Genomic DNA, 25922 nt, shown 5'->3' on the forward strand with positions numbered 1-25922 from the left:
CCGGTGCCGGCGTCGTCGATGCGGTCCGGCGCGGGGCGGGGTCGCTATTCGGGGTGAGCCGAGCTCCACGCCTGCCAGATGTCGGGACGGAGCCGGCCCCGATCCGGCACCGGGAGGCCTTGGGCACGTGCCCAGGCCCGAACCTCGGCGGTGGACGGCGCCGGCGGTGCCCCCTCCCCGGCGCCGCTCGCGGATTCGGCGATGTTCCCGGATTCGGCAGCGGGCGCGTCGACCGGGCGCGGTGCCGCAATGCGGGCGATCGCCGTGTTCTCTGCCTCGGCCCAGACGTAGGCCGCCGCCAGATAGCGGTAGGTCCACTGCTCCGCCAGGGCGCGGTTGTCGCAGAACACGATCGGCACGTTCGGCCAGCGCACCTGCAACTCGGCCAAGCCGTCGGCGACGGTCGCCGGCCGCACCCGCTCGAGCGCGAAGATCGCCGAGTACCGGTCCTCGACCACGATCGCGGCCCGCGGTAGGGCCGCCAGTTCGGCCAGCGCGTAGCGCAGCGTGCCGTTCGTCAGGCTCGAGACCAGGTCCGGCACCGACTTGCGTTCGACCGAGGCCACGAGGCGGTCCTCGACGAAGACCCCGTAGTCCCCGCACGGCAGTGCGCGCCTGGTGAGACCGACCTGCTGGTCGGCGAACCGGTAGGCGTAACGCTCGTGCGAGTCGACGACGATGGGCAGCTCGGCGATGCCGGCGGCCCGGGCGGTGGGTGTGCGCACGTTCGGCCGGGCCTGTTTGCGGGTCCGCGGGGACTGCCAGAACACCACGTCGCGCCCGCGCGCGGTGGTGTACACGATCTGCGATCGGTTCTCCCGGCCCCGATCGAGTACCAGATCGATTGCCGCGCCGCGCCGCGCACACGACCGCACGGCCACCCGCTCGACCACCTCGGGGTCGTCGGGCCATTCGTCGATCGGCACCGGATGGCAGTACAGCGCCTTCGTGCGCGGCCAGGTTCCCGAGGTGCGAAACACCAGCCCGCCGTCGAGGGGTACCCGCAGCAGGTAGCCCAGCTTGGACGCCGGCTCCGGATTCACCGCGATCACCATTTCCACAGCTGTCAGGGTCTCATCGCAACGCAAGGACGTCCGCGGGTGCCAGAAGTTACCCGCCGGTACACCTACCGGGGTCCGGTCGCAACCGGCATCATCGATCGTAATTGATTGATCGATTACTCAATGAGCGCGCGCAGCGGTGTGCGGTCCCGAGCAAGGAAGACGGACGTGAACTCTGTGAACGGTGAGACGGCGCTGGTGACGGGAGCGGGTCAGGGAGTGGGACGCGGCATCGCCCTGGCGTTGGCTGCGTCCGGAGCCCGGGTGGCCGTGGTGGGGAGGACGGCCGACAAGATCGAGAAGGTGGCGGCGGAGATCGAGGAGCGCGGCGGCCGCGCTGCCGCCTTCGTGTGCGATGTCACCGATGCGGCCGGGATCGATCTCCTGGTGGAGCGGGTGATCGCGCGATTCGGCGGCCTGTCGATCCTGGTGAACAACGCCCAGTCGACGGTCCACGGGCGATTGCTCGACCTCGACGAACAGGTCTATCAGCGGGGGATGGATTCCGGGCCGACCGCGACACTGCGGCTGATGAGGGCGTGTCACCCGCATCTGAAGGGCGGCGGCTCGATCGTCAATCTCGGGTCCGCGGCGGGGGTGCGCTGGGACCCGTCCGGATACGGTGGCTACGCGGCCGCCAAGGAGGCGATCCGCGTCCTCACCCGCACGGCGGCGTGTGAGTGGGCCGCCGACGGGATTCGAGTCAATGCGATTCTCCCGTTGGCCAATTCATCCGCCCTCGAGATGTGGGCGCAGGAGAGTCCGGACGAAGCGCGGGCGTATCTCGACACCGTGCCGCTCGGGCGGCTGGGCGACCCCGAAACCGACATCGGTCCGGCGGTGGTCTTCCTGTGCAGTCCGGCGGCACGGTACATCACCGGTCACTCGCTCCCCGTCGACGGCGGTCAAGCGCTGATGCGCTGAGACGTGCGACGGACATCGCTACTCGTACCTTGTCGCGGAAGAGAGAAACGTCCAGATGCCCGATGTGCTCGCACCGGCCCGGTCCGGCCCGGCTCGGTCCCGTGGCCATGTGCAATCGAATCATCAAGGAGGAGAAGGCCGAAGGGATGTTCCGCCCTGATCAACCATGCCGGGGCATATCGGTCCGCCACGACGGTGTGCTGTCCCTGCCCCCCTTCTACGTTATACACGATTCGAGGCTCTCATGAGGCCCGGAATTGTGGCCGATAATCGCCTGCGGAACGCCGGAACCTACAGGTGAGGGGCAGGGGAATGGGATATGTACTGGACTTCCGGGAGATCGATCGGACGCAGGTTGCGGTCGCCGGCGGCAAGGGCGCGAACCTCGGAGAGCTGTCGCGAATCGAAGGCATACGTGTGCCGGCGGGGTTCTGCGTGACGACTGACGCCTTCCGGCGGGTCGTGGCAGAAGTGCCGTCCCTCGACGATCGGCTCGATCGATTGTCGCGTCTCGAGGCGGCGGATCGGGATTCGATCCGCGTGCTCAGTGCGCAGATCCGCCGTGCGGTCGAAGAGTGCGTCATCCCTGACGATGTGGTGTCGGAGATCGTCCGCTCTCTCGCCCGGCTCGGTGAACAAGCCGCATATGCGGTCCGATCCAGCGCGACGACCGAGGATCTGCCGACCGCATCCTTCGCCGGTCAGCAGGACACGTACCTGAACGTCTCGGGCCCAGCGGCGATTCTCCGGCACGTGAGCCGGTGCTGGGCTTCGTTGTTCACCGAGCGAGCCGTCACCTACCGTCTGCGCAACGGTTTCGACCAGCGGAAGGTTCACATGGCGGTGGTTGTCCAGCGGATGGTGTTCCCGTGGGCGGCCGGGATTCTGGTCACGGCTGATCCCATCACCTCCAATCGGAAGGTCGCGTCGGTGGAGGCAGGCTTCGGACTCGGCGAGTCCCTCGTTTCCGGCTTGGTGAACCCGGACGTCTACAAGGTGCGTGACGGCAAAGTCACGGACAGGACCGTCGCCACCAAACAACGCGCCGTCCAAGCAGCGCCAGCCGGTGGCACGCACATGCAGGGAATCGAGCAGGAGCAGCAGAACCGATCGGTGCTGACAGATGAGCAAGTTGTGCAACTCGAGCGGCTGGGCAGAAGAATCGAAGCGCACTTCGGCAGTCCTCAGGACATCGAATGGTGCCTGGTCGACGACGGTTTCCGAATCGTGCAAAGTCGCCCGATCACCACGCTGTTCCCGGCCCCCGTGGTCGACGACGGGGAGAACCGTGTGTACGTCTCTGTCGGCCATCAGCAGATGATGACCGACCCGATGAAGCCCCTGGGGATCTCCCTGTGGCAACTGACGAGTCCGGCACCCACGAGGGAGGCGGGAGGTCGGCTGTTCGTCGATGTCACCCAGGCTCTGGCTTCGCCGGTGAAGAGAACGGGACTGCTGGACGCTCTCGGCAAGTCCGATCCGCTTCTCGGGGATGCGTTGGCGACCATCGTCGAACGCGTCGACTTCATCAGGTGGTGTCCGGACGACGGGGCCGGCGGTGTACCGGCCGGCGATGCACCTGCCCTGATCGAGGCCGACGAAGGCATCGTCGCCGAGTTGATGGCGCAGAGCCAGGCCTCTGTCGCGATGTTGAAGCGCGAGATCCGGGCCAAGTGCGGAGCGGCGCTGCTCGACTTCATCTCGGCCGACCTCAAGGAGCTGAGGCGGATCCTGTTCGACCCGCGGAGCCACCAGGTGATCACGGCGGCGATGGAAGCAGCCTGGTGGCTCAACGATCGGCTTCAGGCCTGGCTGGGCGAGAAGAACGCAGCCGACACGCTCACGCAATCGGTCCCGCGCAACGTCACGTCGGAGATGGGCCTGGCGCTCGTGGGCGTGGCCGACGCGATCCGGCCGCACCCGGACGTGGTGGCCTTTCTGCAGCACGTCGAGGACGCGGGCTTCGAGGAGGGGAGCTTCCTGGACGAGCTGGCGAAACGCGCCGGCGGCCCGCAGGCGCGCGCGGCGATCGAGGCCTACCTCGACAAGCACGGCATGCGCTGCGTCGGCGAGATCGACATCACGAGACCGCGCTGGAGCGAACGCCCCACCACCTTGGTGCCGATGCTCATGAGCAACATCAGAAACTTCGGGCCGGGCGCTGGAAAGCGACGCTTCGAGCACGGGCGGCGAGAGGCTCGCAAGAAGGAACACCAGTTGCTGGAGCGTCTGCGCGCCTTGCCGGACGGAGAGCGAAAAGCCTGTGAGGCCAAGCGGATGATCGACCGTGTCCGCGCCTTCTCCGGGTATCGGGAGTATCCGAAATACGGCATGGTCAGCCGCTACTTTGTATACAAGCAAGCCTTGTTGGGCGAGGCCGAGCGGCTCGTGCAGGCGCGTGTGCTTCGCCGCAAGGAAGACATCTTCTACTTGAGGTTCGACGAGCTGCGCGAGGTCGTGCTCACGCACCGATCGTGTGACCAGCTCATCCGTGAGAGAAAGGCCGCATTCCGCTCGTACCAGGCGCTCACGCCGCCCTGGGTGTTCACATCGGACGGCGAGGTCGTCGCCGGAAGGTATCGGCGCGAAGGCGTCCCGCCTGGAGCGCTGGCCGGTACGCCGGTGTCCGCCGGGAGTATCGAGGGGCGAGCCCGTGTCGTGTCGGATATGGCGCAGGCCGATCTCGAGGCGGGCGACATCCTGGTCACCGCCTACACCGATCCGAGCTGGACTACCGTGTTCGTCGCGATCAAAGGCCTGGTGACGGAGGTGGGCGGACTGATGACCCATGGGGCGGTGATCGCGCGGGAGTACGGATTGCCGGCCGTCGTGGGTGTGGAGGGTGCCACCCGGTTGATTCGCGACGGGCAACAGATCCGCGTGAACGGAACCGACGGGTACGTCGAGATCCTGCCCCAGCGGGACGTCTGAGGGGCAGGAACTGCGGAGCCTGTTCCAGGAGATGCAGGTCCCGATACGGGTAGACCTTCGGTGCGAGCTTGCCGAACAGTCGGACGCCGAGCGTGACCGGTTGGGGCATCACCTTCGCGAAATCGCCGACCGGTGAGCGGTGGTGCGCGCCCCGCTCGTTCTGCTCGGCGGAGTCACCGACCCGGCCGGCACGCACACCGGCACGCGATGCGTCCTGACCCCGGTCCCGAATCCCGCCTCGGAAAAGGTGTCCCGTTGAGCTGACACCCCGCAGCCACAGCGCGGGGAAATTCCTACGCTCGAGGTACCCGAGGAAGGAAGTGATCGATGCAGTCGCTCGACTGTCATGCGTGTGGCAACACCGTGTTCGTGGCGAAGTACAGCCCCGTGCACACGAGCATTCAGTGGACAGGGCCGGCCCGCGACACCTGCCGCGAGTTCGCCGCGGCGGCCCGTCCGGGGGAGACCACGACCTACCTGCCCCGCTGCGGAGCGCTGCACGAGTCGGTCGATCGAGCCGTGCGTGACGGCCGGCTCGTGCCCTCGCAGCGGGTCGAACCGTAGTCGGTCCGGCGTCTGTCGCCGCACCCGGAAGCACATCACCTGGAGGACTTCATGACTGTTGAACCCGAGACCATCGAGGTTCGGAGCATCGAGACGGGCAGCAACCCGACGCGGTACGCCCGCGGCTGGCACTGCCTCGGACTGGCGAAGACGTTCCACGACGGAAAGCCGCATCAGATCAAGGTATTCGGGACCGACCTGGTGGTCTTCGAGGATTCGAAGGGCGCCCTGCACGTCCTCGACGCCTTCTGCCGGCACATGGGCGGCAATCTGGCCCGGGGCGAGATCAAGGGCGACACGATCGCGTGCCCGTTCCACGACTGGCGATGGGGCGGCGACGGCCGGTGCGCGGAGGTGCCGTACGCCCGCCGCACCCCGAAGATCGCCAGGACGAAGTCCTGGATCAACATGGAACGCAACGGCTTGCTCTTCGTGTGGAACGACCCGCAGGGCAACCCGCCGCCGGCGGACGTGACCATCCCCGGGATCCCGGACTACGGGACCGACACCTGGAGCGAGTGGACGTGGAACACCTTCCACGTGACGGGATCGAACTGCCGGGAGATCGTCGACAACGTCGTCGACATGGCACACTTCTTCTACGTGCACTTCCAGATGCCGCAGTACTTCAAGAACGTCTTCGAGGGTCACATCGCCGCACAGCACATGCGTTCGACCGGCCGTGACGACATCAAGACGGGTGTGCAGCTGGATCTGCCGGATTCGCAGACGATCTCGGACGCGATGTACTACGGACCGTCCTTCATGCTCGACACCGTCTACACGGTCGCTGGAGACGTGACGGTCGAGACCAAGCTCGTCAACTGCCACTACCCGGTCACGCAGGACTCGTTCGTGCTGCAGTTCGGGACCATCGTCAAGAAGGTGGACGGGGTCGGGGACGAGGAAGCCGCGGCGATGGCGACGATGTTCACCGAGGGTGTGGAGACGCAGTTCAAGCAGGACGTCGAGATCTGGAAGCACAAGACCCGGATCGAGAACCCGCTGTTGACCGAGGAGGACGGCCCGGTCTACCAGTTGCGTCGCTGGTACAGCCAGTTCTTCGTCGACGTCGAGGACGTCACTCCGGAGATGGTGCAGCGCTTCGAATTCGAGGTGGATACCAGTCGGGCACTGGAGAACTGGCAGAGGGAAGTGGACGAGACCATGGCACTGCGCGGCTGACCCGCGAGCGCCGGCCCGCGCCGAGCCGTACCGTCTCGGCGCGGGCCGGCGGCGGTCGTCAGCCGGTGCGCGGCCGGAAGCCGTCGACGAAGATCCGGGTGATGTCGCGCGCGAGGTCGGCATTGGAGCGCTGCGCGCTCGGTCGGTGCCAGCGCGGTGCCTGCCAGACGGCATCGCGGATCAGCTGGTAGAACACCTCCGGATCGATGTCGTCCCGGAAGATTCCCCCGGCGACACCCTCGGTGATGGCCTCCCGCCACGCCTTCTCCACCTCGTCGGCAATCTCGGCCAGGTCCGCCTCGACGAGGCGGTCCCGCATGTACTCGCCCTCGCGCTGCCAGATCGTCGTGGCGCCCCGGTAGTTCTCCGAGGTGGTCAGGGCGAGCAGGACGAGCGCTTCGATCCGCTCGACCGGCGGCAGGGTTCGGGACGTGATCTCGCGGCACCGGGCGGACAGGTCCTCGATGTATTCGCGGATCAGTTCGGTGACGATCGCTTCCTTGGACGGAAAGTAGTGGTAGAGCGCCCCGGAGTAGACCCCGACCTCGTCGGCGATCTCCCGGATGGTGGTTGCCGCGATTCCCTTGGTGGCGAACAGTTGTGCGGATCTGTCGAGGATCTGGCGGCGGCGCTCGTGCGGATCCATGGCACTCCTCGGGGCTCGGTCGTCGACGGCCGGTTCATTGTGGCACATCCATTGATCAAACGATCAGTGGAGCCTCAGACGGCGTGCTGTGAGTCCGCCGACCGGAGTCGGGTGAGGCGACGCCACGTCGTGAGGGCGGCCATGCGCACGGGGCCCGCCAGGGCGGCGGGGCGGATCGACGAGGTGGGGCCGCTGACGGAGATCGCGCCGACACACTTGCCGGCGTGACCGATCGGCGCCGCGACACAGGAGACGCCCGGGGCAGCCTCGTCGCGGTCGTGCGCCACGTGCTGTTCCCGGGTCCGGGCGAGCTCGCTGCGCAGCCGGTTCGGGTCGGTGACGCTGTGGCGGGTCCGGGCCGTCGGCGGGCGCTCGGCGAACAGCGCGTCGAGGTCGGTTCTTCCTTGTGCCAGAAGCGCCTTGCCCAACGCGGTGCAGTGTGCCGGCTGGCGTCCGCCCACGCGTGACGGGATGCGCATCGAATAGGGGCCGCCCACCTTCTCCAGATACAGCACCTCGGCGCCGGTGAGGACCGCCAGGTGGACGACGAGACCGGTGTGGCCGTGCAGTTCGTGCATGACGGGCAGGGCGGCCCGGTGCAGGGTGTCGTTGTGCTGGACGAGGGACCCGAGCTCGAGCATCTTCGTGCCCAGCGCATACGCGGGAGCGTCCCGTCGCACCCAGCCGATCTCGACGAGCTGGGTCAGCAGGCGATGCGTGGACGAGCGGGGCATGCCCGTCAGGCGGGTGAGCTCGGCCAACGTGAGCCGCTCGCTGTCGCGGAATGCCTCCAGCAGCCGGGCGGCGCGATCGATCACCGCCACCGGCACATCGCTGTGCGTCATGCTCTGCCTCCCACCGCCGAAGTGCGGTTACCTCTACTGATCAAGCGATCAATCAATGACTGTGGTGACTGTAACAGTTCGCCCGAGGGGCGGGAAGTGGAATCGAAGACCGAAACGCGGTCGATGGGGGCGGATCACCCGAGGGCGGCGGCCTCCTGCGAGGTGGCCGGCGGCTTCGCAGCGCCACGGTGACACCGACGAGCCGGCCCCGCGGCGACCGCCAGCGACGCCGCGGAAGCGACGGCACACGTCAGGTAGGACGGCGCCCTGCCCAACGCCCTTCGAGGGCCTCGCCCACCTGCCGGGCGAGGTGGTCGAGGTGCCGGCGGGTCACGGTGTCGTGGTCGGTGACATGCTCGCGCAGGCGATCGAGCTGGTCGGTGATCGCCGTGCGCTGCTCGCCGGTGGCGGCTTTCCATGCCAGCTCCCGCAGCATCGACAGCAGCGCGTCCAGCACCATCGGATCGTCGGCGCCGTAGAGCCGCGGCTGGGTGCACACCAGATCCAGCAGCTCGGCGAAGGTCGGCCGCGCCAGCACCACCCGTACCCGATCGTGCTCGTCGCACTGGGTGTGCGGGCCGAGCCGAAGGTCGAGAAGGTCGGTGAGGACCGCGGTGCACGAGATCAGTCCGTGCACGGCGGTGGTGGGATCGTTGATCCCGGGCGAGAGGGCCCGCACCACCACATCGGTCAACTGCCGCAGTCCGTAGCCGATGTCCTGGACGGCGGTGCGTTCGCTGCCGGTGCGCAGCGCCGCGCGTACCCGTTCGCTCAGCCGGTGCGCCGCGTCCTCGGTCAACGGCTCCTGCGGGCGGACGGACCAGGAGAACGCGACCGGTGTGCCCGCCAGGACCGGGCTGCCCACCGGGCGGTTTACCCACACCACCGCCTCGGCCCGCTCCGCCGCGGTGAGCAGGGCGTGTTCGTCGATCTCGACGAGGAATCCGGACGAGGCCGCTTCGACGAGGTGCGGGTGCGGCGGTGGCACGGGCACCGGCACGGCAGGTGTGTCCCGGCGTGCGGGAGGCAGGAGACGGGTGGCGGTGGCGCAGGTGTCGGCCCGCACGTGCTCGAGCACGGCTTCGACGCGGATCTGCCGGACCAGATGTCCGAGGAACAGCACCAGCGCGACGACGCTGGCCACCGCGAGCAGGTATGCCGTCGTCACCGCCATCTGCGGGACGAACGTGGTGCCGTCGGTGTCGCTGCGGACGGTGCGCAACACGGTCAGCGCGTAGATGAACGTCGCCAGGAACAGCGCCAGGGTGCGTTGGACGACACGGTCGGCGGCGAAGGTGCGCAGTAAACGCGGGGAGTACTGGCTGCTGGCCAGTTGCAGGGTCACCAGTGTCAGCGAGAACGTCAGCGCCGTGACGGTGATCAACGAGGCGGCGATCGCGCTCAGTACCTCGCGGGCGGCGTCGGCACCGCCCCCGAACAGATATCCCGCCACCGTCGGTGGCAGCCGGTCATCGAGGGCGGCGTCGAGCTCGGGCACGCCGATGCCGGCCAGCACGGCCAGCAGCACCGCGGCCGTCGGGACGGGCCACAGCCGGGAGCGCACCGCTTCGACGAACACCTGTCGACGCTTCAGTACGGAGGAGATCGGTCCCCGTCGCCTCCGGGCCCCGGGGCCGCCGTCGGTCTCGAACTTCACGGACACCGCCCGGAACCACATTCCTCGCGCATACCCCCGCCCGCGGCCGGGTAATCGCGCACCCGTCACTGCGCCTGCCGGAGTGCGGCGGATCGGTTGGAACGGCCTCGGTGGCCGGGCCGAGGTGGATACGATGCCGACACCTGTGCAGGACTGGTGCGACGAACGGAATCGGTCATGACAAAGCTGGTGAACTCGCTGTCCGAGGACGAATTCGTGTTGGTGCGGCAGACGAAGAAGACGGAGATGGCAGACCTCGACGAGGACGGCCTGATCGATCTGCACACCCGTATCCGCCGATCCCGCAACAAGTACGTCAAGCTCTACCGGCGGCAGGGTGCCGAGAAGGTCGGCGCGAAAAAGTCTCGTGCGGCCGGTAAGTCGGCGAACGAGCGGAACGCCGGCAAGGCGGAGGTGTTCGAGGATGCGCTGGCCCGGGTCAGCCGCCAGCTGGGGGCGGTGGCCCGCCGCTCGGCCGAGGAGCTGAAGCAGGAACGGCTCGCTCGCGCCCGCTCGGATGCCGCCGCGCCCGCCGAGGATGTCGGTGCCGAGGGCAAGGTGCGGTCGAAGGGCAAGACCCGCGTCGATGCCACCCGTAACTCGGCCGGCCGCAAGAAGTACGAGGCGTCGACCATCGCCGCCGGGGCGCGCCGGCAAGCCAAGAAGGACAGCAAGAACCGCTGAACGTCCGGGATCCGCCGCGACGACGTCGGTGGAGCAGGCCCGGGGTGCCGGTGCATGTGAAGCACACCGGCACCGCCGAGCCGGTCAGTGAGTTGCCAGCGCGACGCGCCGGCCGTCTCCTCCGCGACCGGGCTGCCCCGGGACGCGGGGCGGTCGTCAGGCGAGAGCGGTTGCCGAGCGTCCCTCGAGGGCGGATTCGACCAGGTTGCTCTTGGGTAGCGTCGAGCCGGACTGCACGGCCTCGATCCACTGGGTGGTCGTGGTGACCGCGGCGAAGTTGGACTGCAGCAGCACCATCAGGGTGGTGTGCAGGGACTGCGCGGAGACCTGCCCGGCGGCGTTCGCGAGATGGATCGCACCGGTGGCGTCGGAGAGGATCTCCGTGGCGAATCCGAGCGCCTCGGCCTCCGCGGCGGTGGCGAGATCGCAGTTGTTGGTCATGTATCCGACGATCGTGACGGTGTCCACCTCGCGGGCGCGCAACCAGCCGGCCAGGTCGGTGCCGGCGAACACGCTCGCGTACTGCTTGTGCACGCGTTTGCACGTCGGGTCGATGCGCCGCTCGAGATCCGGGTGCAGCGACCATCCTCGCGAACCTTCGACGAAGACGGGGGCTCCGTCGGGCATACGGTGCTGAACGACGACGACCGGGACGTCGTGGGCGGCGGCAGCGTCGAGGGCGGCCTCGATGTTGGCGAGCGACTGCTCGCGCGGCGGGTACTGGATCTCGAGTGGTCCGTCGAAGTACTCCTGCTGGACGTCGACAACGACGAGGGCACGGCGGGGTGCGGTCACGGGTTTCCTCCCTGGGAAATCATTCGGGGTGTCGCGCCCACGGGGTGAGCGCCTCACTGCCCGATTGTTCGGCAGGTCTACCCTGGCCGGAAGTGGCACGAATGCACACTTTCGATGAGATCGGGCCAACCCGGGAGAACAGGATGCGAATCGCTGTCTACGCCTTCGACGGGATCACCATGTTCCACCTCGCGGCACCGTTGCTGGTGTTCGCCGAAGTGCGCCGTCTCGGTCCGGCCCCCGACTGGCAGACCCGGCTGTGGTCGGACCGGGCCGGCTCGGTCTGTACCGCCGAGGGATACCCGATCGGTGAGGTGACCGGACCCGAGACGGTCGACTGGGCCGACATCGTCATCGTCCCGTCGTGGCCGATGCCCCCGAGGCCGATCGGTGCAGAGTTGAAAAGACAGCTGCGCCAGGCACATGCGCGGGGTGCGGTGATCGCCGGGTTGTGTCTGGGGGCGTTCGCCGTCGCCGACGCCGGGCTGCTCGACGGTCGTGCGGCGGTCACCCACTGGGAGGCGATGCCGCTGCTCGCCGAACGCTGCCCCGGCACCGAGGTGGACTCCTCGGTTCTCTATATCGACCACGACGACGTCCTCACGTCCGCAGGTACGGCCTCGGCGATCGATGCCTGTCTGCACCTGGTCCGCAAACACCTCGGGTCGGCGATCGCCACCCGGGTGGCCCGATACCTGGTCGTGGCTCCGCACCGAGAAGGGGGACAGGCACAGTACATCGAACGTCCCCTCGCGCGGCCCGCCACCGACACCGCGATCGCCGAGGTGCTCGAATGGGCGCTGACCCGGCTCGACGAACCGCTCGCGGTCGATCGACTCGCGGATCGGGCCCGGATGAGCCGGCGCAGCTTTGTCAGGCACTTCCGGCAGGCCACCGGCACCACGCCGGCACGCTGGATTCTCACGCGCCGACTGCAGGAGGCACGCGCTCTGCTCGAAACCACGGATTGGAGCATCGATGCCGTCGCGTCCGCGTGCGGCTTCGGCAGCAGCGCCACCTTCCGGCAGAACTTCACCTCCGCCTTCGCAACTTCACCCACCGCCTATCGTCGGCAGTTCGCATCCCGGCCGCAACCGCTGGTACCCAGGAGGACGTGAAAGTGACACGAGGTGCGAGTCACCGGCGAGGGGCCAAGTCCCGTGAGGTGGTGTACGACGTCGCCGCGTGATTCCTCGGCGGGAGGTCAGGTAGTCAAGGCCGGTGCAACCTCCTCGGCGGGTTCAGTCACGGTTCTTCGGCCGTGTTGGTACGGGAGCGGGCGAGCACATCCAGTCCGAGGTAGCGGCGCCCTTCGATCCACTCATCGTGCTCGCTCCGCGAGCACCGCCTCGACGAGACGGATCAACGCGGTACGATCCGGAAAGATCCCGACCACATTGGTTCTCCTACGGACTTCTTTTGTTGAGGCGCCCCCTGCGGATGATTGCTCCAGATCTGCTTCCAGATCTGTTTGGGAAATACCTTGAACCCCAACAGATCCGACACTGCGGCGTCGAGGTGGTCGGCGGCCTTCGCCGACTTCCCGGATTGGTGCCGGGTCATAGGCCTGCCCGGTTGAGACGTTCGATGAGGCGTGGTTTGCGCGCAAGCGTGTGACGTAGTGCCAGGATGCGCTGGGTGAAGGTGTCACGTCGGCGTCGCGTTCGGCGAGCGTCCGGAGATCGGTGAGCAGTGCGGCGGCGGCGTCGTACTCGCCGGACTTTCGGGTGGCGATCATCGCGTCGATGCGAGACCACGGGCCTTGTGCCGGCGGGCTTCCTCCCCGGCGCGCCGGGCAGCTGCCCGGCGCTCATGGTCGCCTCGGCGACGCGCCGCGGCCTCGAGAAGATCGGCCACGGTCCGGCGAGGTGGGGCGGGCAGGTTTGTGGTGTGCTCCGTTGTGGAATCGACGAAGCATCTCCATCCGGACGGTCACCGTGTGATTTTCGGCGACCCGCAGCAGGAGTCGAACGGTGCGCTCGTGCGGGCCGCGATGGCGAGCAGGTCGTCGTCGAGGCGGAGAAGTTCGGCCAGGGCGCGCTGCGCCGCGCTGAGGGTGGCCAGTCCGGGGCGGCACGGGTGACATCGGTGCGCCGGCGTCCGGATCGACGTCGCCGGACTCGTCCTCGCTGGTCAGGTCCAGCACGAGGAATTCGCTCGTGGTCCAGGCAGTTACCCGCTCGTCGACGCAATAGTCCCCGACGACGTCGAGGTCGAGCAGGCCGCGCGGAAGGCGGAGCAGGATCCGCCGTGTTCCCCAGTTGGCCAGGTACAGGTGCGCGGCGTAGTAGCGCTCCATCATCCGGTTCGGATCGTCCCGGAAGCTGCCCAGCGGAACTCGTTGACGAAGCTGGTGGCCGTGATCCTCGCGCGGGTGGACAGGGAACGCACTTCGGCCTGCTGACGCTCGTCCAACGGCCGGTCGACGGTGAGGAACTCGTAGTGCTGGTACTCACTCATCGCCCCTCCCGCCGATCGGCGCGGTCGTAAGGCTCCGCCCGGAAACCCGAGTCGTCTCCCCGATGGATGAACAGGTGTCCCTCGAGTGTGGCGTCCTGCGCCAGGGCGGCCCAGCCGCGGCCGCTGACCTGGTCGCCTTCGTCGTCGCCGTCCCAGCTGAACTCCACGGCGGTGCGGCCGTCGCGTTCGATGGTCCGGCAGTCCATCCAGCCGCGGACGGCGATGAAGCCGAACTGGCCGGTCCCGTCGGCGGCGAGCTCGATGAAACCGGGTTCGACGAGGTCGATCGCGTCGCGGTCCCACAGGTCCATCTCCACGATCCGCCACCGACCGGTCAGGCGCCTCACTGGTCCTCCATACTTGTCGCGAGTGCGGTGTCAGGGTAGCGACCGCGGGGGACCGATGCCGCGCGTCGCCGGCGCAGCGGCCTGCCTGAGATTCCCCTGAACCAGTGGACACGGAGGTCGGGGGCTCGGTGAGGGGTTGACCACGGCGCGGCCTCGCCGAACGTGCAGCCCACGTCCCCTTGACCTACTTGACTTGACCTACTTGACCTACTTGACCTACTTGACCTACTTGACCGAGGACGATCGAGGTATGAGCACTCCATTGAAGAAGGTTGTCGACGACCAGCTGGACGCCAGCGGGATGGCCGCGGAAGAGCTCAGCGACGACGACGCGCGGTACGTGGCCGACGGCGTGAGACGTATGCTGTCGAGCCTCAAAGCGCGCCGAGCGTGGGAAAAGCACATCGGCCCGATCCTGACCCACAAGCAGACCCTCGAAGTGACCGGCTGGTCGAAGCAGGCGCTCAGCCAGGGGGTCAGGGACAATCGCGTGTTGCGCCTGACCGCCGCGGAGGGCACTGCCGGCTACTGGTCGGATGGCTTCACCGAGACTGCCGCCGGCTACCGACCGATCGCGGGGATCAAGAACGTCCTGGGCGCCTGGGCCCATGCCGACGTCGAACCGTGGACGATTGCGTCGTGGATGTCGAGTGCGCAACCCGAACTCGACGGCCGGACACCGCGGCAGGCCCTGCTCGACGGTGACAGTGCTGATGTCGAGAAGCTCGCCCGCCAGGCGTCGGAACGGCTCGCTTCGTGAATGTTTCCCGCGCACAACAACACCTGAAACCGCCACCGTCCCCGGACACACTCCGGGGACGGTTCCCTGAGACTGGGCCGGCTGCCCGTACGACGATCTACCGCAGTCATGCCGCCGGCCTGGGGGCGTGGTGGTTCAGCAGCAATGGGGGCGGCCGTTTCGATCTCACCGGGTCCGAGGGAACCTGCTACACCGCGGAAACCGAGCTCATCACCTTGCTCGAGGCGTGGAGCGGCATCTACGTCATCCCACGTCCGGAACTCGTCAAGCGGGACATTTCAACGGTGATTGTCCGTAGGGATCTGCGTCTCGCCGACGCGACCTCCAACCGGGCGATCCAGTTCGGATTGACCTCCGAGATGTTCACCACCACCGACGATCCGCTGACCCAGCAGTGGGCAAAGGCGTTGCACGAAGCGGGGTTCGACGACATTCGGTATTTGGCACGGCACGATCTCAAGCACGTCGATGCGTGCATCGCGGTATTCGCGGCCAGCGGCGATCAGACCGGCACAGACGAAGAGCCCAGCGATTTCGCGGTGCTCGGTACCGAGAACCTGCTCGACCGCCCGGACCTGTGGGAGGCGCTGGAGGAAGAGGCAGGGATCGTGGTCCTCGACATCCCCAGGAGCTTCTGACCCTCCTCGCGAATGTCGGACGTGGGTCCTACGGTTGATGACTATGACATCGCGTCTCGCGGTAGCTGGTTGCGTTCCCGAGTCGATCATTGACGAAGTGCAGCGGTGGTACTCAGCGCCCGGTGTGGGTCGCTGGATGGACTCCGAGTTCGACGTCAGCGCCCTCGTCAAGCAGATGGCCGGCTCGGGACGGTTCGTCGGCAAATACCTGCTTGCTTCCTGGGGATGTGTGGGATTCGACAGCGAACATCAGCCTGTGGCATTCATGGGCGCCGACGTGTTGGTCAACCGTTCAGAGCAATCCGACTGTGGCCGGCCCGGAACTCGGAGGAAGCAGGTCCGCGACAACTGAGGTGAACCGTCTCGGGATTGATGCCGCTTTCCATTCTCGAGAGATGATGCACATCATGTTCTAGCGTTACCCGGCGAGGTCCTCGACGTCGTGATGAAACTCCGCCACCTACTGCGTATGGTTGCGGACCATCGCCCACGTGCGCGGCCCGTCGCCGGGCAGGGTCACGGAACCGACGACGTCGAAACCGAGCCTGCGGTAGAACGCGACGTTCCGCTCCGACGACGTCTCCAGGTACGCGGGCACCCCCGCTTCGCGGGCTTCCCTGAGTCCGGGTTCGAGGACCGCGCCGCCCAGGCCCGAGCCCTGCCGGTCCGGATCCACGGCGACGGTCGCGAGGAACCACACCGGCCCGACGGGCCGCAGTGGCGACAGTGCCTCCTCCGCGGCCGCCGCCGCGTCGGCCCGATCACCGGACAGCTCGGCGACGCGTCCGGAGATGCGTTCGAAAGCCTCTGGGATTCCGGTGGACTCGGGGGTGGTCCACACCGCGACGGCCGACGCGTCGTCGGCCACCCACACCCGCCCACAGCGCAGGCCGATCTCGGTCAGGTACAGCCGCTGCAACTCCTCGACGCGACGCAGGTGGTCACGGGCATCGACGGTGTGGCGGGTGAACGGGTAGTCGGCGAAGGCGCGCGCCAGGGTGCGGGTCGCGCGGTCGACGTCGGCGGGCTCGGCGGGACGTATCTCGGTCATCGCGACCCACCGTAGAGCCGCGCCGGGTCCGGCCGCGAACCGTTTACCGCGCGGCCCGGGTGGTGGGCCGGATCTCGAACCGTTCGGGGATCCGCAGCCACGCGGTGCTCACCGTCGACCAGTCGCCCACCCCGGGCCACGGCCCCGACTGGCTGTGCCGGTAGCCGCCGGCCTCGTACCGGTCGTACGGCACCTCGGACAGCCGGGGGTGGGCGCACAGCAGGCCGAGGGCCGACAGGTGCACGGAGTCCCACTCCTCGGCGATCGACGGCCAGTCCGGGACGCGCGCCCCGCGGTACTCGAGCGGATGGTCGGCGATCAGGGCCGCCCAGTCGCCGGCGGTGTCGATCCGGACGATCCGCGCGACGTCCGGATCGAAGTGCACGGTGTAGCGGGCGGGATCCTTCAGGCCGCGCAGGTTCTCCCCGCTGGCGCTCCACGTGTCGCTCGCCCCGTCGTGCAGGGGCGTCGCGGTCCAGAACGCGCCGTCGGGCAGCGCGCCGGGTCGCTTGCGGTTGCGCACCCGCGGCAGACTCAGCTCGGTGATCGTGCCCTCGTGGGTCTGCGGGGAGTCGAGGGTGTTCCGGCGCGGGTGACGCAGCGCGGCGCAGATCGCCTCGGCCATCTCGATCGTCGCCGGTGCGGTGAGGGCCATGTCCAGGACGTCGTTGGCGCCGTTGCCGTAGAGGTACTCGCCGATGATCAGCACGAGGTCGTCGACGAAGTCCTCGAGGGTGTCGGCGTCGACGAATGCGGCGACGGACGGCCGCGGATCCGCGTCACGGTAGGCGCGCAGGTACCACTGGACGAGCATGCGTCCCGGAATGGTGTCGAGGAGGTTCGCCGCGGCATCCGAGCACATGCCGGACATGTTGCCGTACGTCGGCTCCCTGCCCGCTGACCACACGCCCTGCCGGCTGAGCACACGCCCTGCCGGCTCACCACACGCCCTGCCGGCTGAGCACGCGCCCTGCAGCGAACCGTTGCTCAGGCGCCGGCTCTCGTGGTGCGCCGCTCGATCGTGACTGCGGGTGCCGGGACCGGTGGCGTCAGGGCCGGCGGCAGCGCGAGCACGACGATCTTGACCCAGACGGAGCCGATCTGGCGGCCCAGCCCGCCGGTGTTGTAGGGCAGGCGGTACTTCTCGCACAGAGCCTGCACCTCGGGCGCCATCGCCGGGTACCGGTGCGCCGGGAGATCGGGGAACAGGTGGTGCTCGATCTGGTGCGAGAGGTTTCCGGACATGATGTGGAACAGCGGGCCGCCGGTGATGTTCGCCGATCCGAGCATCTGCCGCACGTACCACTGCCCGCGGGTCTCGTCGGCGGTTTCGTCCTCCGTGAAGGTCTGCACGCCGGACGGGAAGTGGCCGCAGAAGATGATGGAGAACGCCCACATGTTGCGGACCAGGTTGGCGGCGGCGTTCCCGGCCAGTGTCGGGAGCATCAGCGGCCCGGACAGCAGGGGAAAGACCACGTAGTCCTTGAGGACCTGGGGGCGGGCCTTGCGCCACCAGCCGCGGACCAAGGGTGCGATGTCGCGCCACGGGCGTCGGCCCCGGAGTACGCGGTCGGTTTCGAGGTTGTGGAGCATCACGCCCCACTCGAAGGTGAGCATCAGCACGAGCGCATACAGCGGGTTGCCCAGGTAGTACGGGTTCCAGCGTTGACCGGGGTCCATCCGCAGGATGCCGTACCCGATGTCGCGATCCCGCCCGAGGATGTTCGTGTAGGTGTGATGCATGTAGTTGTGCGAGTATTTCCACTGGTCGGCGGGACAGACGATGTCCCATTCGAAGTCCTGGGAGTTCACGCCGGGCTCGCGCATCCAGTCGTACTGACCGTGCAGCACGTTGTGCCCGATCTCCATGTTGTCGAGAATCTTCGAAATCCCTAGTGCGCCCACGCCGGCCAGCCACGCCGGCGGAAACACCCCCAGATACATCAGAACTCGGCCGGCCACCTCGGCGCCCCGCTGCACCTTGATGACGCGAAGGAGGTAGTCGCGATCCTGGGCGCCGAGGTCCGCGGTGATGCGGGCGCGCAGCGCATCGAGTTCGCGCCCGAGTTCCTCGACCTGGTCGTGGTCGAGCACGACCACGTCCGCGGGTGGCCTGCTCGCCGGGGAGCGGCCCGGCAGCGGGAGGGTCGGCAACGATGGCATGGGCAACTTCGGTCCGAGCATCTCGGGCCTCCTCGTGCTGGTGCGGTGCTGTGACCGTGGTCGAACGGAACTCCTGTCGTCGGCGTACCCGCGGAGACACCGCCGCGATGTGCGGCGCGCGGGGGCACTCGGCGCAGTAGCGCCATACCCGAGAGGGTGCGTGGTGGGGCGGTGGGCCGCCACCTCTGTCCTGTCAGTGCCTCCTCTGCATCGATCGGCACTCGATTCATCCAGTGTCGTGGCTTCGGATCTCCGCGGCATGGCCGCCACTTGAACATTGGGTTTCCGGGGCAGTTCCCCCAGGTCCTGGTGATCGAGTGGTTGCGGCGTCGGTCGGAGAGTCTCGACGCGCGGGGCTTGCGCCGTCACTATTCAGCGTTACTATGTACCAGTAGTCAGTAACGCTTAGTAGTTGAGGAGGTGTTCCGTGAGCAAGCAGATGACGGAGATGCTCAAGGGAACGCTGGAGGGCATCGTCCTCGCGATCGTCTCCAACCGGCCCGCATACGGCTACGAAATCACGGCATGGCTGCGGGAGCAGGGCTTCTCCGACATCGCCGAAGGCACCATCTACGCCCTGCTCGTCAGGATCGAGAAAAGAGGCCTGGTCGACGTGGAGAAGGTGCCGTCCGAGAAAGGGCCACCGCGCAAGGTGTATTCGCTCAACGTGCAGGGACAGGAATACCTCGAAGAGTTCTGGGGGACATGGAGCTTCCTCGCAGAACGGCTCGAACAGCTCCGCGAAGGAGGCAGATGACCATGTCCATCTCGAAGATGATCGGCTACAAGCGGCGATGGCGGCAATACAAGGCGCGCACGAAACAGCTTCCCGCGGACTACCGCACGGCGATCGATGCGCTCGAGCGGTACCTGATGCACTTCGGGCCGGGGGACCCCGCCAGCGCGGCTTCGATGTTCGAGGACCTCGCCGATCTCTTCGAGCAGAGCGCGGCGGACGGAACGCCGATCCGCGCCGTCGTCGGGGAGGACCCGGTCGAGTTCGCCGAGGCATTTCTCCGGAACTACCCGGAGGGTCAGTGGATCAGCAAGGAACGGGAACGGCTGACCGACACCATCGATCGCGTCGCGGGCTCCGAATCGTGACGCACGAGAGAACGGATATCCGGATGACAACCGATCAGGTGCAGTTGCCCGCGATCCGCGTGCAGGGCCTGGAGAAGTCGTACAAGGACCTGCAGGTGCTGCGCGGCGTCGACTTCGACGTGGCGCGGGGCAGCATCTTCGCCCTGCTCGGCTCCAACGGGGCGGGCAAGACCACGGTCGTGAAAATCCTGTCCACGCTGCTCGAGGCCGATGCAGGGAGTGCCGGCGTCAATGGCTTCGACGTCGCTACGCAGGCTGCGGATGTGCGAGAGTCCATCAGCCTCACGGGACAGTTCGCCGCCGTCGACGAAATCCTCAGCGGACGTGAGAATCTCGTTCTGGTCGCCCGGTTGCGGCACGTCGAGGATCCGGGCAGGATCGCGGATGATCTGCTCGAGCGCTTCTCACTGACCGACGCGGCCGCGCGGAAGGTGTCGACGTATTCGGGCGGCATGCGCCGCCGCCTCGACATCGCGATGAGTCTCATCGGGGATCCGCCGGTCATCTTCCTCGACGAGCCGACGACCGGGCTCGACCCCCAGGCGCGCCTCGAGGTGTGGCAGGCCGTCCAGGAACTCGCCGAGCACGGCACGACGGTGCTGCTCACGACGCAGTACCTGGAGGAGGCCGAACAGCTCGCCGATCGGATCGCGATCCTCCACGAGGGCCGGATCATCGTGAACGGCACCCTCACCGAGCTCGAGCAGTTGCTCCCGCCCGCCACGGTCGAATACGTCGAAAAGCGGCCGACCCTCGAGGATGTCTTCCTTGCCGTCGTCGGTGCCGACGGCAAGGACGGCGACGCCGGCAACGACGCAGCGCCGGAACGGAAGAGTAGGGGACAACGATGACCAAGCACTTCTTCGGCGACACCGCCGTCCTGCTGGGGCGCTCTCTGCGCCACATCACGCGCAGCCCGGACACCATCACCACGACCACGATCATGCCGATCGCCTTCCTGCTGCTGTTCGTCTACGTGTTCGGCGGCGCGATCAACTCGGGGTCGAATTCGTATGTGAACTACCTGCTGCCCGGCATTCTGCTCATCACCATTGCTTCGGGCATCTCCTACACCGCATTCCGGCTCTTCCTGGATATGAAGAGCGGCATCTTCGAGCGATTCCAGTCCATGCCGATCGCACGCTCGTCCGTTCTGTGGGCGCACGTGGTGACCTCGTTGGTCGCCAATCTGGCCTCGGTCGTGGTCATCGTGCTCGTTGCCCTCCTCATGGGCTTCCGCTCGGCGGCGGGAGCGCCGGCGTGGCTCGCGGTCGCCGGCATCTTGATCCTGTTCACCCTGGCGTTGACGTGGATCGCCGTGATTCCCGGTCTCTCCGCGAAGTCCGCGGACGGCGCGATCGCGTTCTCCTACCCGCTCATCTTCCTGCCGTTCATCAGCTCGGCATTCGTGCCCACCGACACCATGCCCGGCCCGGTACGCGCCTTCGCCGAGCACCAGCCGGTGACGGCCATCGTCGACGCTATCCGCGACCTGTTCACACAGCAGCCGGTCGGTGCCGACATCTGGATCGCCCTCGCCTGGTGTGTCGGCATCCTCGTCGTCGCGTACATCTTCGCCATGGTCACGTACCGCCGCAGGATCGGCTAGGACGGGCGCCGCGGCGGGGAACGGTGGGCCACGAGCTCACCCGACCCCGCCGACGTGTGCGCCGTGGCCAACCATCTTCCCGTCCGGCCGGGCAGGGACTACCGTTCGCCCATGCGCGCAGCCGCCGTCGTCGTCGCCTGTCTGGTCGGCGCGGCCGCCTGCGCGTCCCCACCACCGCCGGACCCACCACCGCCGCCGCCGGCGGCGCGTGTCACGGTCGACGGGCGGGGCCTGATTCTGGACGGGAAGCCCTGGTGGCCGACCGGGCTCAACGCCTATCAGCTCGCCTCCGACTGGGACGTCAACGGTGGCTGCGGCGCGCAGGTGGACCTGGACGCGTACTTTTCGTCGCTGCCGCCGTCGTCGCTGACGCGGTTCAACGCCTTCCAGGCGCTGGCGTTGAACCGCGTCACGGGGACCCTGGACTTCGCGGCGATCGACGCCGTGTTCGCCGCCGCCGAGCGGCACGGCCAGCTCGTCATGCCGGTGCTGTCCCCGCAGGACGGCGCGTGCGGCAACGAGCTGTACAAGGACCGCGCCTGGTACGAACACGGCTGGACCACGCGCCGGGCCCCCTTCGCGGTCAGCTACCGCGACTGGGTCCGCCTGGCCGTGGACCGGTGGCGGGTGTCGCCGGCGCTCGCCGCGTGGGACCTGCTGGGCGAGCCCGAGCCCGGCGTGTGCGGCGACGCCGCGTGCAGCCTGCCGCGGCGCTCCTGCCCACCCGACTCGGCGCAGCTGCTGCGCGCGTGGACCGACGCGGTCGGCCGGATCGTGCGGGAGACGGACCCGCGGCACCCGATCACCCTCGGCCTGATCGGCGGGGACCAGTGCGGCAGCGCCGGGGACGGCTACGCGCAGCTCGCCCGGTCGCCGTACGTGGACGTGCTGCAGTACCACGACTACGACGAGGCGGCGTGGCTGCCGGTGCGGCTCGGGCAGGTGACCAAGCCGATCCTGGTGGCCGAGCTCGGCATCGAGGCCGGCAGCTGCCTGCCGCTGCCCGAACGGGCCGAACGCGTGGATGCGGCGCTGACCGGCTACCGCGAGACCGGGGCCGCCGGCGCGCTGCTGTGGGCGTTCGTGCCCGACCCGCGCGGCGGCGAGTGCACGTACGACATCGGCCCCGGCGACCCGGCGTTCGACGTGCTGGCCCGGCACGGGAGCTACTGACCCGTGCCGCGTCGATCGCCGAGTGCGCGGATGTGCGCCCGGTCGTCGTCCTGCATCGAACCACCGTTCCCGCACCGTTCGAACGGACCTGTCCGCCAGTCGGATACGGAACCGGAACACGGTCGCTCGCAGTAATTCGTTTGCGGGTTCACCCCGTGGTGAATATTGTCTGCTGCGTCCGGCGGAGAGGCCGGTCGAACTCGGATGGAAAGTGGTGAATTATGCCCCGGACAGCCGCCGAGCTCCTTCACGATCCCGTGAAGCGCTCGGACCGGTGATCCGCACCCACCATCGGATCGCCTGTCCGGTGTGAGGTCTTCGCGGGATCGACAGTGCTCGGCACACATTGCAGCACAGTTGATCTCACAGAGGAGAACCCAAGTGTCCCACAGTGGCACATCGATATCGCACCTTTCCACGTTCACATGTATCCGGTGCGGGCTGACGGTACCTGCCGCGACGCCTGCCGGTGCAGCACGGACGCACTGCCCGAACTGCCTCGCCGGAAAGCACCGACCCGGACCGGACGCCGGGTGTGGAGCACGCACGCACCCGATCTCGATCGCGGTGCTCCGGGGTGGAGAGTGGATGCTCATCCACCGCTGTACCGCCTGCGGTGGCCTCGACGCGTGCCCGGTGGTCGAGGACGACAACCAGTTGCTGTTGCTCCGCATCGCGGTGAAACCGCTGGCGCAACCGCCGTTCCCGCTCGAGCATCTCGCACAACTGTAGGAGCGCTCGGTGTCCCGCAGGAACAATCGAACAGCTCGAGTGCAGCGGCCGAAGCCGGCACATCGCGACGCACCCGCGCGGCACGGAACATCGTTCCGCTGCCTCGGATGCGGTCTGGACGTGCCGATGCAGGCGCCCGGAACCGCGCACCGCAACCACTGCCCGCACTGCCTGTCCAGTAGGCACGTCGATCGTGTGCCCGGCGACCGGGCCGCCGGCTGCGGGGGCCGGATGGAGCCCATCTCGGTGACCGTGCGCGGGGGTGGGGAATGGGTGATCATCCACCGGTGCCGCACCTGCGGCACGCTCGACGCCAACCGCTGCGCCGGGGACGACAACCCGCTTGCGCTCGTCCGGATCGTGCTGCGGCCGATCTCGGCCTCGGGCGTGCTCCTCGACGGGTAGAGGCCGACGCCCCGGGAGCGCTTTCCATCTCGCTGCGGAAGGCCTTGTCTGCCGGCGGGGACGGCAGGATCGACCGAACGTCGCGGGTGCCGTCCGTCCGTGTCAGCTGGACGGTTCGGTCGCCGGGTGGGCCGGGAGATGAGTCGCGGCCCAGCTGGCGAGAAGCTTGAGCCGGTCTTCGGAGTCGGTTCCGGGTTCGGCGGTGTAGATGGTCAGGTCCAGGACCCAGTCGTCGTCCGCTGCCAGGTCGAGGGAGTGGTAGACGAGGTCGAGCGTGCCGACCACCGGGTGGTTGAACTGCTTGTTCCCGGCGTGATGGATGCGGACGTTGTGTGCTGCCCACCGGGCGCGGAATTCGTCGCTGAGCGTGGAGAGTTCACCGACGAGCTGACGCAGGTCCTTGTTGTGGGGATCGCGGCCGGCCTCGGCGCGCAGCAGTGCCACGGTCACGTTTGCGGCGCCGTCCCAGTCGGGGAAGTAGTCGCGAGCGCCGGGATCGAGGAACTGGAAGCGGGCGATGTTGGCGGTTCTGCGGTCGTCGGCGAACATCGGCGAGTACAGCGCGCGGCCGAGCGCGTTGGTGGCGAGGATGTCCATGCGCCCGTTGCGGACGAACGCGGCGGAGGAGGTCATCGAGTCGAGCATCCACTGCACCCTCGGCCGCACCTGGGCCTGCTTGCGGGCGCGGGGTGCGCGGTGGGTGGGCCGGGCGGCGCGGGCGAGGTCGAACAGGTAGGTGCGTTCGGCCTCGTCGAGTTGCAGTGCCCGGGCGACCGCCTCGAGGACGTCCTCGGAGACGCCGCCGATGTGGCCCTTCTCCAGGCGGGTGTACCACTCCGTGCTCACCCCGGCCAGCACAGCGACCTCCTCGCGCCGCAATCCGGGGACCCGGCGGCGCCCGCCGCCGGCGGGCAGCCCGACCTGCTGCGGGGTCAGCCGGGCCCGCCGGGTGGCGAGGAAGCTGCGGATATCGGCGCGGTTGTCCACGCCGTCCACGGTACGTCCGGTGCGGCGTCGTGGGAGGTTGTGCTTGTACCCCCCATGAACGCGACCTCCCGCGCGGGTGGTGCGCGGTGTTCCATGGAATCGGCCCGGATAACAGCCGGGACACCCACATCAGATCTCGTGCGAACAAGGAGCACCGTCATGCGTGGAGCAATCCTGTACGCCCCCGGCGACGTCCGTGTCGAGGAACGCGACCGTCCGTCCCTCGTCGAACCCACCGACGCGATCCTCCGGCTCTCCGCGGCATGTGTGTGCGGCTCGGACCTGTGGCCCTACCGCGGTGTCGAAACCTACGACGGCCCGATCCCCATGGGTCACGAGTACGTCGGCATCGTCGAGGAGATCGGCGCGGACGTCGCGAATGTGAAGGTCGGCGACTTCGTCGTCGGCTCGTTCTTCGCGTCCGACAACACCTGCGAGATCTGCCGCGCCGGGTATCAGAGCTCGTGCGTCCACCGGGTGATCATGGGCAGCCTCGGTTCCCAGGCAGAGTTCCTGCGGGTCCCGCTGGCGGACGGCACGCTCGTGGCCACTCCGGGCATGCCCGAACCCGACCTCATCCCGTCTCTGCTGGCCGCCTCGGACGTCCTCGGCACCGGCTGGTTCGGTGCCGTCGCCGCCGAGGCCGGACCGGGCAAGACCGTCGCGGTCGTCGGCGACGGCGCCGTCGGTCTGCTCGCGGTGCTGGCGGCCAAGCAGCTCGGCGCCGAGCGGATCATCGCGATGAGCCGTCACGAACCCCGGCAGCGGCTGGCCCGCGAGTTCGGTGCCACCGATATCGTCACCGAACGGGGTGACGCGGGCGTGGCCCGGATCAAGGAGCTCACCGGCGGGCTGGGCGCGCACTCGGTCGTCGAGGCCGTCGGCACCCAGGAGTCGATGATGCAGGCCATCCGGTCCACCCGGCCCGGCGGGCACGTCGGTTACGTCGGGGTCGCCCACGACGTGCAGCTGCCCGGCGAGGAGCTGTTCTTCTCGCACGTGCACCTGCACGGCGGTCCGGCGCCGGTCCGGCAGTATCTGCCCGAACTGATCGACCTGATCTGGAGCCGAACAATCAACCCGGGCAAGGTGTTCGACCTGGAGTTGCCCCTCGAGCAGGCCGCCGACGGCTACAAGGCCATGGACGAGCGAAGCGCCATCAAGGTCCTGCTCCGCCCCTGACCTCCATCGTCACCCGTGG

The 25922-nt window shown here is 68.1% G+C and carries 28 protein-coding genes and 1 pseudogene; 17 read left to right on the top strand and 12 right to left on the bottom strand.

Going from position 1 to position 25922, the window contains the following annotated elements; genetic code table 11:
* Positions 1–44: 44 nt before the first annotated feature.
* The gene (locus tag OCS65_RS07375) at positions 45–1061 is read right to left on the bottom strand and encodes an ERCC4 domain-containing protein (protein WP_084648593.1); all 1017 of its coding nucleotides are present in this window, start codon (positions 1059–1061) and stop codon (positions 45–47) included.
* A 168-nt stretch (positions 1062–1229) separates the two neighbouring features.
* Here OCS65_RS07375 and OCS65_RS07380 point away from each other — a divergent pair, with 168 nt between their 5' ends.
* From OCS65_RS07380 to OCS65_RS07395, 4 genes are all read left to right on the top strand, one after another.
* Positions 1230–1985 carry an SDR family NAD(P)-dependent oxidoreductase gene (locus OCS65_RS07380; RefSeq protein WP_263509278.1) on the top strand — a complete coding sequence of 252 codons (756 nt, stop codon included), beginning with the start codon at positions 1230–1232 and terminating at the stop codon, positions 1983–1985.
* A gap of 312 nt (positions 1986–2297) precedes the next feature.
* Complete coding sequence (gene rph / locus OCS65_RS07385) at positions 2298–4916, top strand: rifamycin-inactivating phosphotransferase (RefSeq protein ID WP_065922178.1); 2619 nt, start codon at positions 2298–2300, stop codon at positions 4914–4916.
* A gap of 327 nt (positions 4917–5243) precedes the next feature.
* The gene (locus OCS65_RS07390) at positions 5244–5480 is read left to right on the top strand and encodes a hypothetical protein (RefSeq protein ID WP_006930830.1); all 237 of its coding nucleotides are present in this window, start codon (positions 5244–5246) and stop codon (positions 5478–5480) included.
* A 51-nt stretch (positions 5481–5531) separates the two neighbouring features.
* Positions 5532–6665 (top strand): 3-ketosteroid-9-alpha-monooxygenase, oxygenase component, encoded by a 1134-nt coding sequence (locus tag OCS65_RS07395; RefSeq protein ID WP_029545685.1) that lies wholly within the window; start codon positions 5532–5534, stop codon positions 6663–6665.
* Between the two features lie 58 nt (positions 6666–6723).
* Here the strand turns inward: OCS65_RS07395 and OCS65_RS07400 are convergent, their stop codons facing one another.
* The 3 genes from OCS65_RS07400 to OCS65_RS07410 form a co-directional block, all read right to left on the bottom strand.
* Positions 6724–7311 (bottom strand): TetR/AcrR family transcriptional regulator, encoded by a 588-nt coding sequence (locus tag OCS65_RS07400; RefSeq protein WP_043798406.1) that lies wholly within the window; start codon positions 7309–7311, stop codon positions 6724–6726.
* Positions 7312–7385: 74 nt separating this feature from the next.
* A complete protein-coding gene (locus OCS65_RS07405) occupies positions 7386–8156 on the bottom strand; it encodes an IclR family transcriptional regulator (protein ID WP_006936671.1) in 771 nt (256 codons plus the stop codon).
* 250 nt (positions 8157–8406) lie between these two features.
* Complete coding sequence (locus OCS65_RS07410; RefSeq protein WP_263509281.1) at positions 8407–9834, bottom strand: DUF2254 domain-containing protein; 1428 nt, start codon at positions 9832–9834, stop codon at positions 8407–8409.
* Positions 9835–9990: 156 nt separating this feature from the next.
* Here OCS65_RS07410 and OCS65_RS07415 point away from each other — a divergent pair, with 156 nt between their 5' ends.
* The gene (locus tag OCS65_RS07415) at positions 9991–10497 is read left to right on the top strand and encodes a hypothetical protein (RefSeq protein ID WP_043798404.1); all 507 of its coding nucleotides are present in this window, start codon (positions 9991–9993) and stop codon (positions 10495–10497) included.
* A 156-nt stretch (positions 10498–10653) separates the two neighbouring features.
* Here the strand turns inward: OCS65_RS07415 and OCS65_RS07420 are convergent, their stop codons facing one another.
* Positions 10654–11292, bottom strand: a complete 639-nt coding sequence (locus tag OCS65_RS07420; protein WP_043798402.1) for an isochorismatase family protein — start codon at positions 11290–11292, stop codon at positions 10654–10656.
* 143 nt (positions 11293–11435) lie between these two features.
* On the opposite strand from OCS65_RS07420, the gene OCS65_RS07425 reads away from it, so the two are divergent.
* A complete protein-coding gene (locus OCS65_RS07425; RefSeq protein WP_043798401.1) occupies positions 11436–12410 on the top strand; it encodes a GlxA family transcriptional regulator in 975 nt (324 codons plus the stop codon).
* Positions 12411–12496: 86 nt separating this feature from the next.
* Here the strand turns inward: OCS65_RS07425 and OCS65_RS07430 are convergent.
* The 3 genes and pseudogenes from OCS65_RS07430 to OCS65_RS07440 all read right to left on the bottom strand — a co-directional run.
* Positions 12497–12834 (bottom strand): annotated as a pseudogene (locus tag OCS65_RS07430) (transposase); the annotation flags it as partial.
* Positions 12835–13590: 756 nt separating this feature from the next.
* A complete protein-coding gene (locus OCS65_RS07435; RefSeq protein ID WP_232334161.1) occupies positions 13591–13752 on the bottom strand; it encodes a hypothetical protein in 162 nt (53 codons plus the stop codon).
* The gene (locus tag OCS65_RS07440) at positions 13749–14099 is read right to left on the bottom strand and encodes a hypothetical protein (RefSeq protein ID WP_006936658.1); all 351 of its coding nucleotides are present in this window, start codon (positions 14097–14099) and stop codon (positions 13749–13751) included. Before OCS65_RS07440 ends, OCS65_RS07435 begins: the two co-directional genes overlap by 4 nt.
* 250 nt (positions 14100–14349) lie before the next feature.
* On the opposite strand from OCS65_RS07440, the gene OCS65_RS07445 reads away from it, so the two are divergent.
* Genes OCS65_RS07445 through OCS65_RS07455 form a run of 3 tightly spaced genes read left to right on the top strand, consistent with a single transcriptional unit; the run spans position 14350 to position 15849 of the window.
* Positions 14350–14859 carry a hypothetical protein gene (locus OCS65_RS07445; RefSeq protein WP_065922180.1) on the top strand — a complete coding sequence of 170 codons (510 nt, stop codon included), beginning with the start codon at positions 14350–14352 and terminating at the stop codon, positions 14857–14859.
* Entirely contained in the window at positions 14856–15497 is a 642-nt protein-coding gene (locus OCS65_RS07450; RefSeq protein WP_263509284.1) for an RES family NAD+ phosphorylase, read from the top strand. Before OCS65_RS07445 ends, OCS65_RS07450 begins: the two co-directional genes overlap by 4 nt.
* A 43-nt stretch (positions 15498–15540) precedes the next feature.
* Positions 15541–15849, top strand: coding sequence for a hypothetical protein (locus tag OCS65_RS07455; RefSeq protein WP_144415045.1), 309 nt, complete (start codon positions 15541–15543; stop codon positions 15847–15849).
* 108 nt (positions 15850–15957) lie between these two features.
* On the opposite strand, the gene OCS65_RS07460 is transcribed toward OCS65_RS07455, so the two are convergent.
* The 3 genes from OCS65_RS07460 to OCS65_RS07470 form a co-directional block, all read right to left on the bottom strand.
* Complete coding sequence (locus OCS65_RS07460) at positions 15958–16548, bottom strand: GNAT family N-acetyltransferase (RefSeq protein WP_065922181.1); 591 nt, start codon at positions 16546–16548, stop codon at positions 15958–15960.
* A 43-nt stretch (positions 16549–16591) separates the two neighbouring features.
* Complete coding sequence (locus OCS65_RS07465; RefSeq protein ID WP_263509287.1) at positions 16592–17410, bottom strand: hypothetical protein; 819 nt, start codon at positions 17408–17410, stop codon at positions 16592–16594.
* A 125-nt stretch (positions 17411–17535) separates the two neighbouring features.
* On the bottom strand, positions 17536–18732 hold the full coding sequence (locus OCS65_RS07470; RefSeq protein WP_263509289.1) for a fatty acid desaturase family protein: 1197 nt from the start codon (positions 18730–18732) through the stop codon (positions 17536–17538).
* A 406-nt stretch (positions 18733–19138) separates the two neighbouring features.
* Here OCS65_RS07470 and OCS65_RS07475 point away from each other — a divergent pair, with 406 nt between their 5' ends.
* The 7 genes from OCS65_RS07475 (at position 19139) to OCS65_RS07505 (ending at position 23734) form a co-directional block, all read left to right on the top strand.
* Entirely contained in the window at positions 19139–19468 is a 330-nt protein-coding gene (locus OCS65_RS07475; RefSeq protein ID WP_263509291.1) for a PadR family transcriptional regulator, read from the top strand.
* Positions 19465–19815 (top strand): DUF1048 domain-containing protein, encoded by a 351-nt coding sequence (locus OCS65_RS07480; protein WP_203329973.1) that lies wholly within the window; start codon positions 19465–19467, stop codon positions 19813–19815. Before OCS65_RS07475 ends, OCS65_RS07480 begins: the two co-directional genes overlap by 4 nt.
* Positions 19816–19838: 23 nt before the next feature.
* Positions 19839–20666 (top strand): ABC transporter ATP-binding protein, encoded by an 828-nt coding sequence (locus OCS65_RS07485; RefSeq protein WP_276558398.1) that lies wholly within the window; start codon positions 19839–19841, stop codon positions 20664–20666.
* Positions 20663–21424: an ABC transporter permease gene (locus tag OCS65_RS07490; RefSeq protein ID WP_006936634.1), complete on the top strand. Its 762-nt coding sequence runs from the start codon at positions 20663–20665 to the stop codon at positions 21422–21424. Before OCS65_RS07485 ends, OCS65_RS07490 begins: the two co-directional genes overlap by 4 nt.
* Before the next feature lie 111 nt (positions 21425–21535).
* Positions 21536–22597, top strand: a complete 1062-nt coding sequence (locus OCS65_RS07495) for a glycoside hydrolase 5 family protein (RefSeq protein ID WP_044475974.1) — start codon at positions 21536–21538, stop codon at positions 22595–22597.
* 381 nt (positions 22598–22978) lie between these two features.
* Positions 22979–23329 (top strand): RNHCP domain-containing protein, encoded by a 351-nt coding sequence (locus OCS65_RS07500; RefSeq protein WP_044475973.1) that lies wholly within the window; start codon positions 22979–22981, stop codon positions 23327–23329.
* Positions 23330–23368: 39 nt separating this feature from the next.
* On the top strand, positions 23369–23734 hold the full coding sequence (locus OCS65_RS07505) for an RNHCP domain-containing protein (RefSeq protein ID WP_255326705.1): 366 nt from the start codon (positions 23369–23371) through the stop codon (positions 23732–23734).
* A gap of 102 nt (positions 23735–23836) precedes the next feature.
* Here the strand turns inward: OCS65_RS07505 and OCS65_RS07510 are convergent, their stop codons facing one another.
* The gene (locus OCS65_RS07510) at positions 23837–24730 is read right to left on the bottom strand and encodes a helix-turn-helix transcriptional regulator (RefSeq protein ID WP_263509294.1); all 894 of its coding nucleotides are present in this window, start codon (positions 24728–24730) and stop codon (positions 23837–23839) included.
* A gap of 150 nt (positions 24731–24880) precedes the next feature.
* Here OCS65_RS07510 and OCS65_RS07515 point away from each other — a divergent pair, with 150 nt between their 5' ends.
* The gene (locus OCS65_RS07515) at positions 24881–25903 is read left to right on the top strand and encodes a zinc-dependent alcohol dehydrogenase family protein (RefSeq protein WP_006936628.1); all 1023 of its coding nucleotides are present in this window, start codon (positions 24881–24883) and stop codon (positions 25901–25903) included.
* Positions 25904–25922: the final 19 nt, after the last annotated feature.

Source organism: Rhodococcus aetherivorans (assembly GCF_025722975.1).
In the GTDB taxonomy this organism is placed as follows: Bacteria; Actinomycetota; Actinomycetes; order Mycobacteriales; family Mycobacteriaceae; genus Rhodococcus; species Rhodococcus aetherivorans.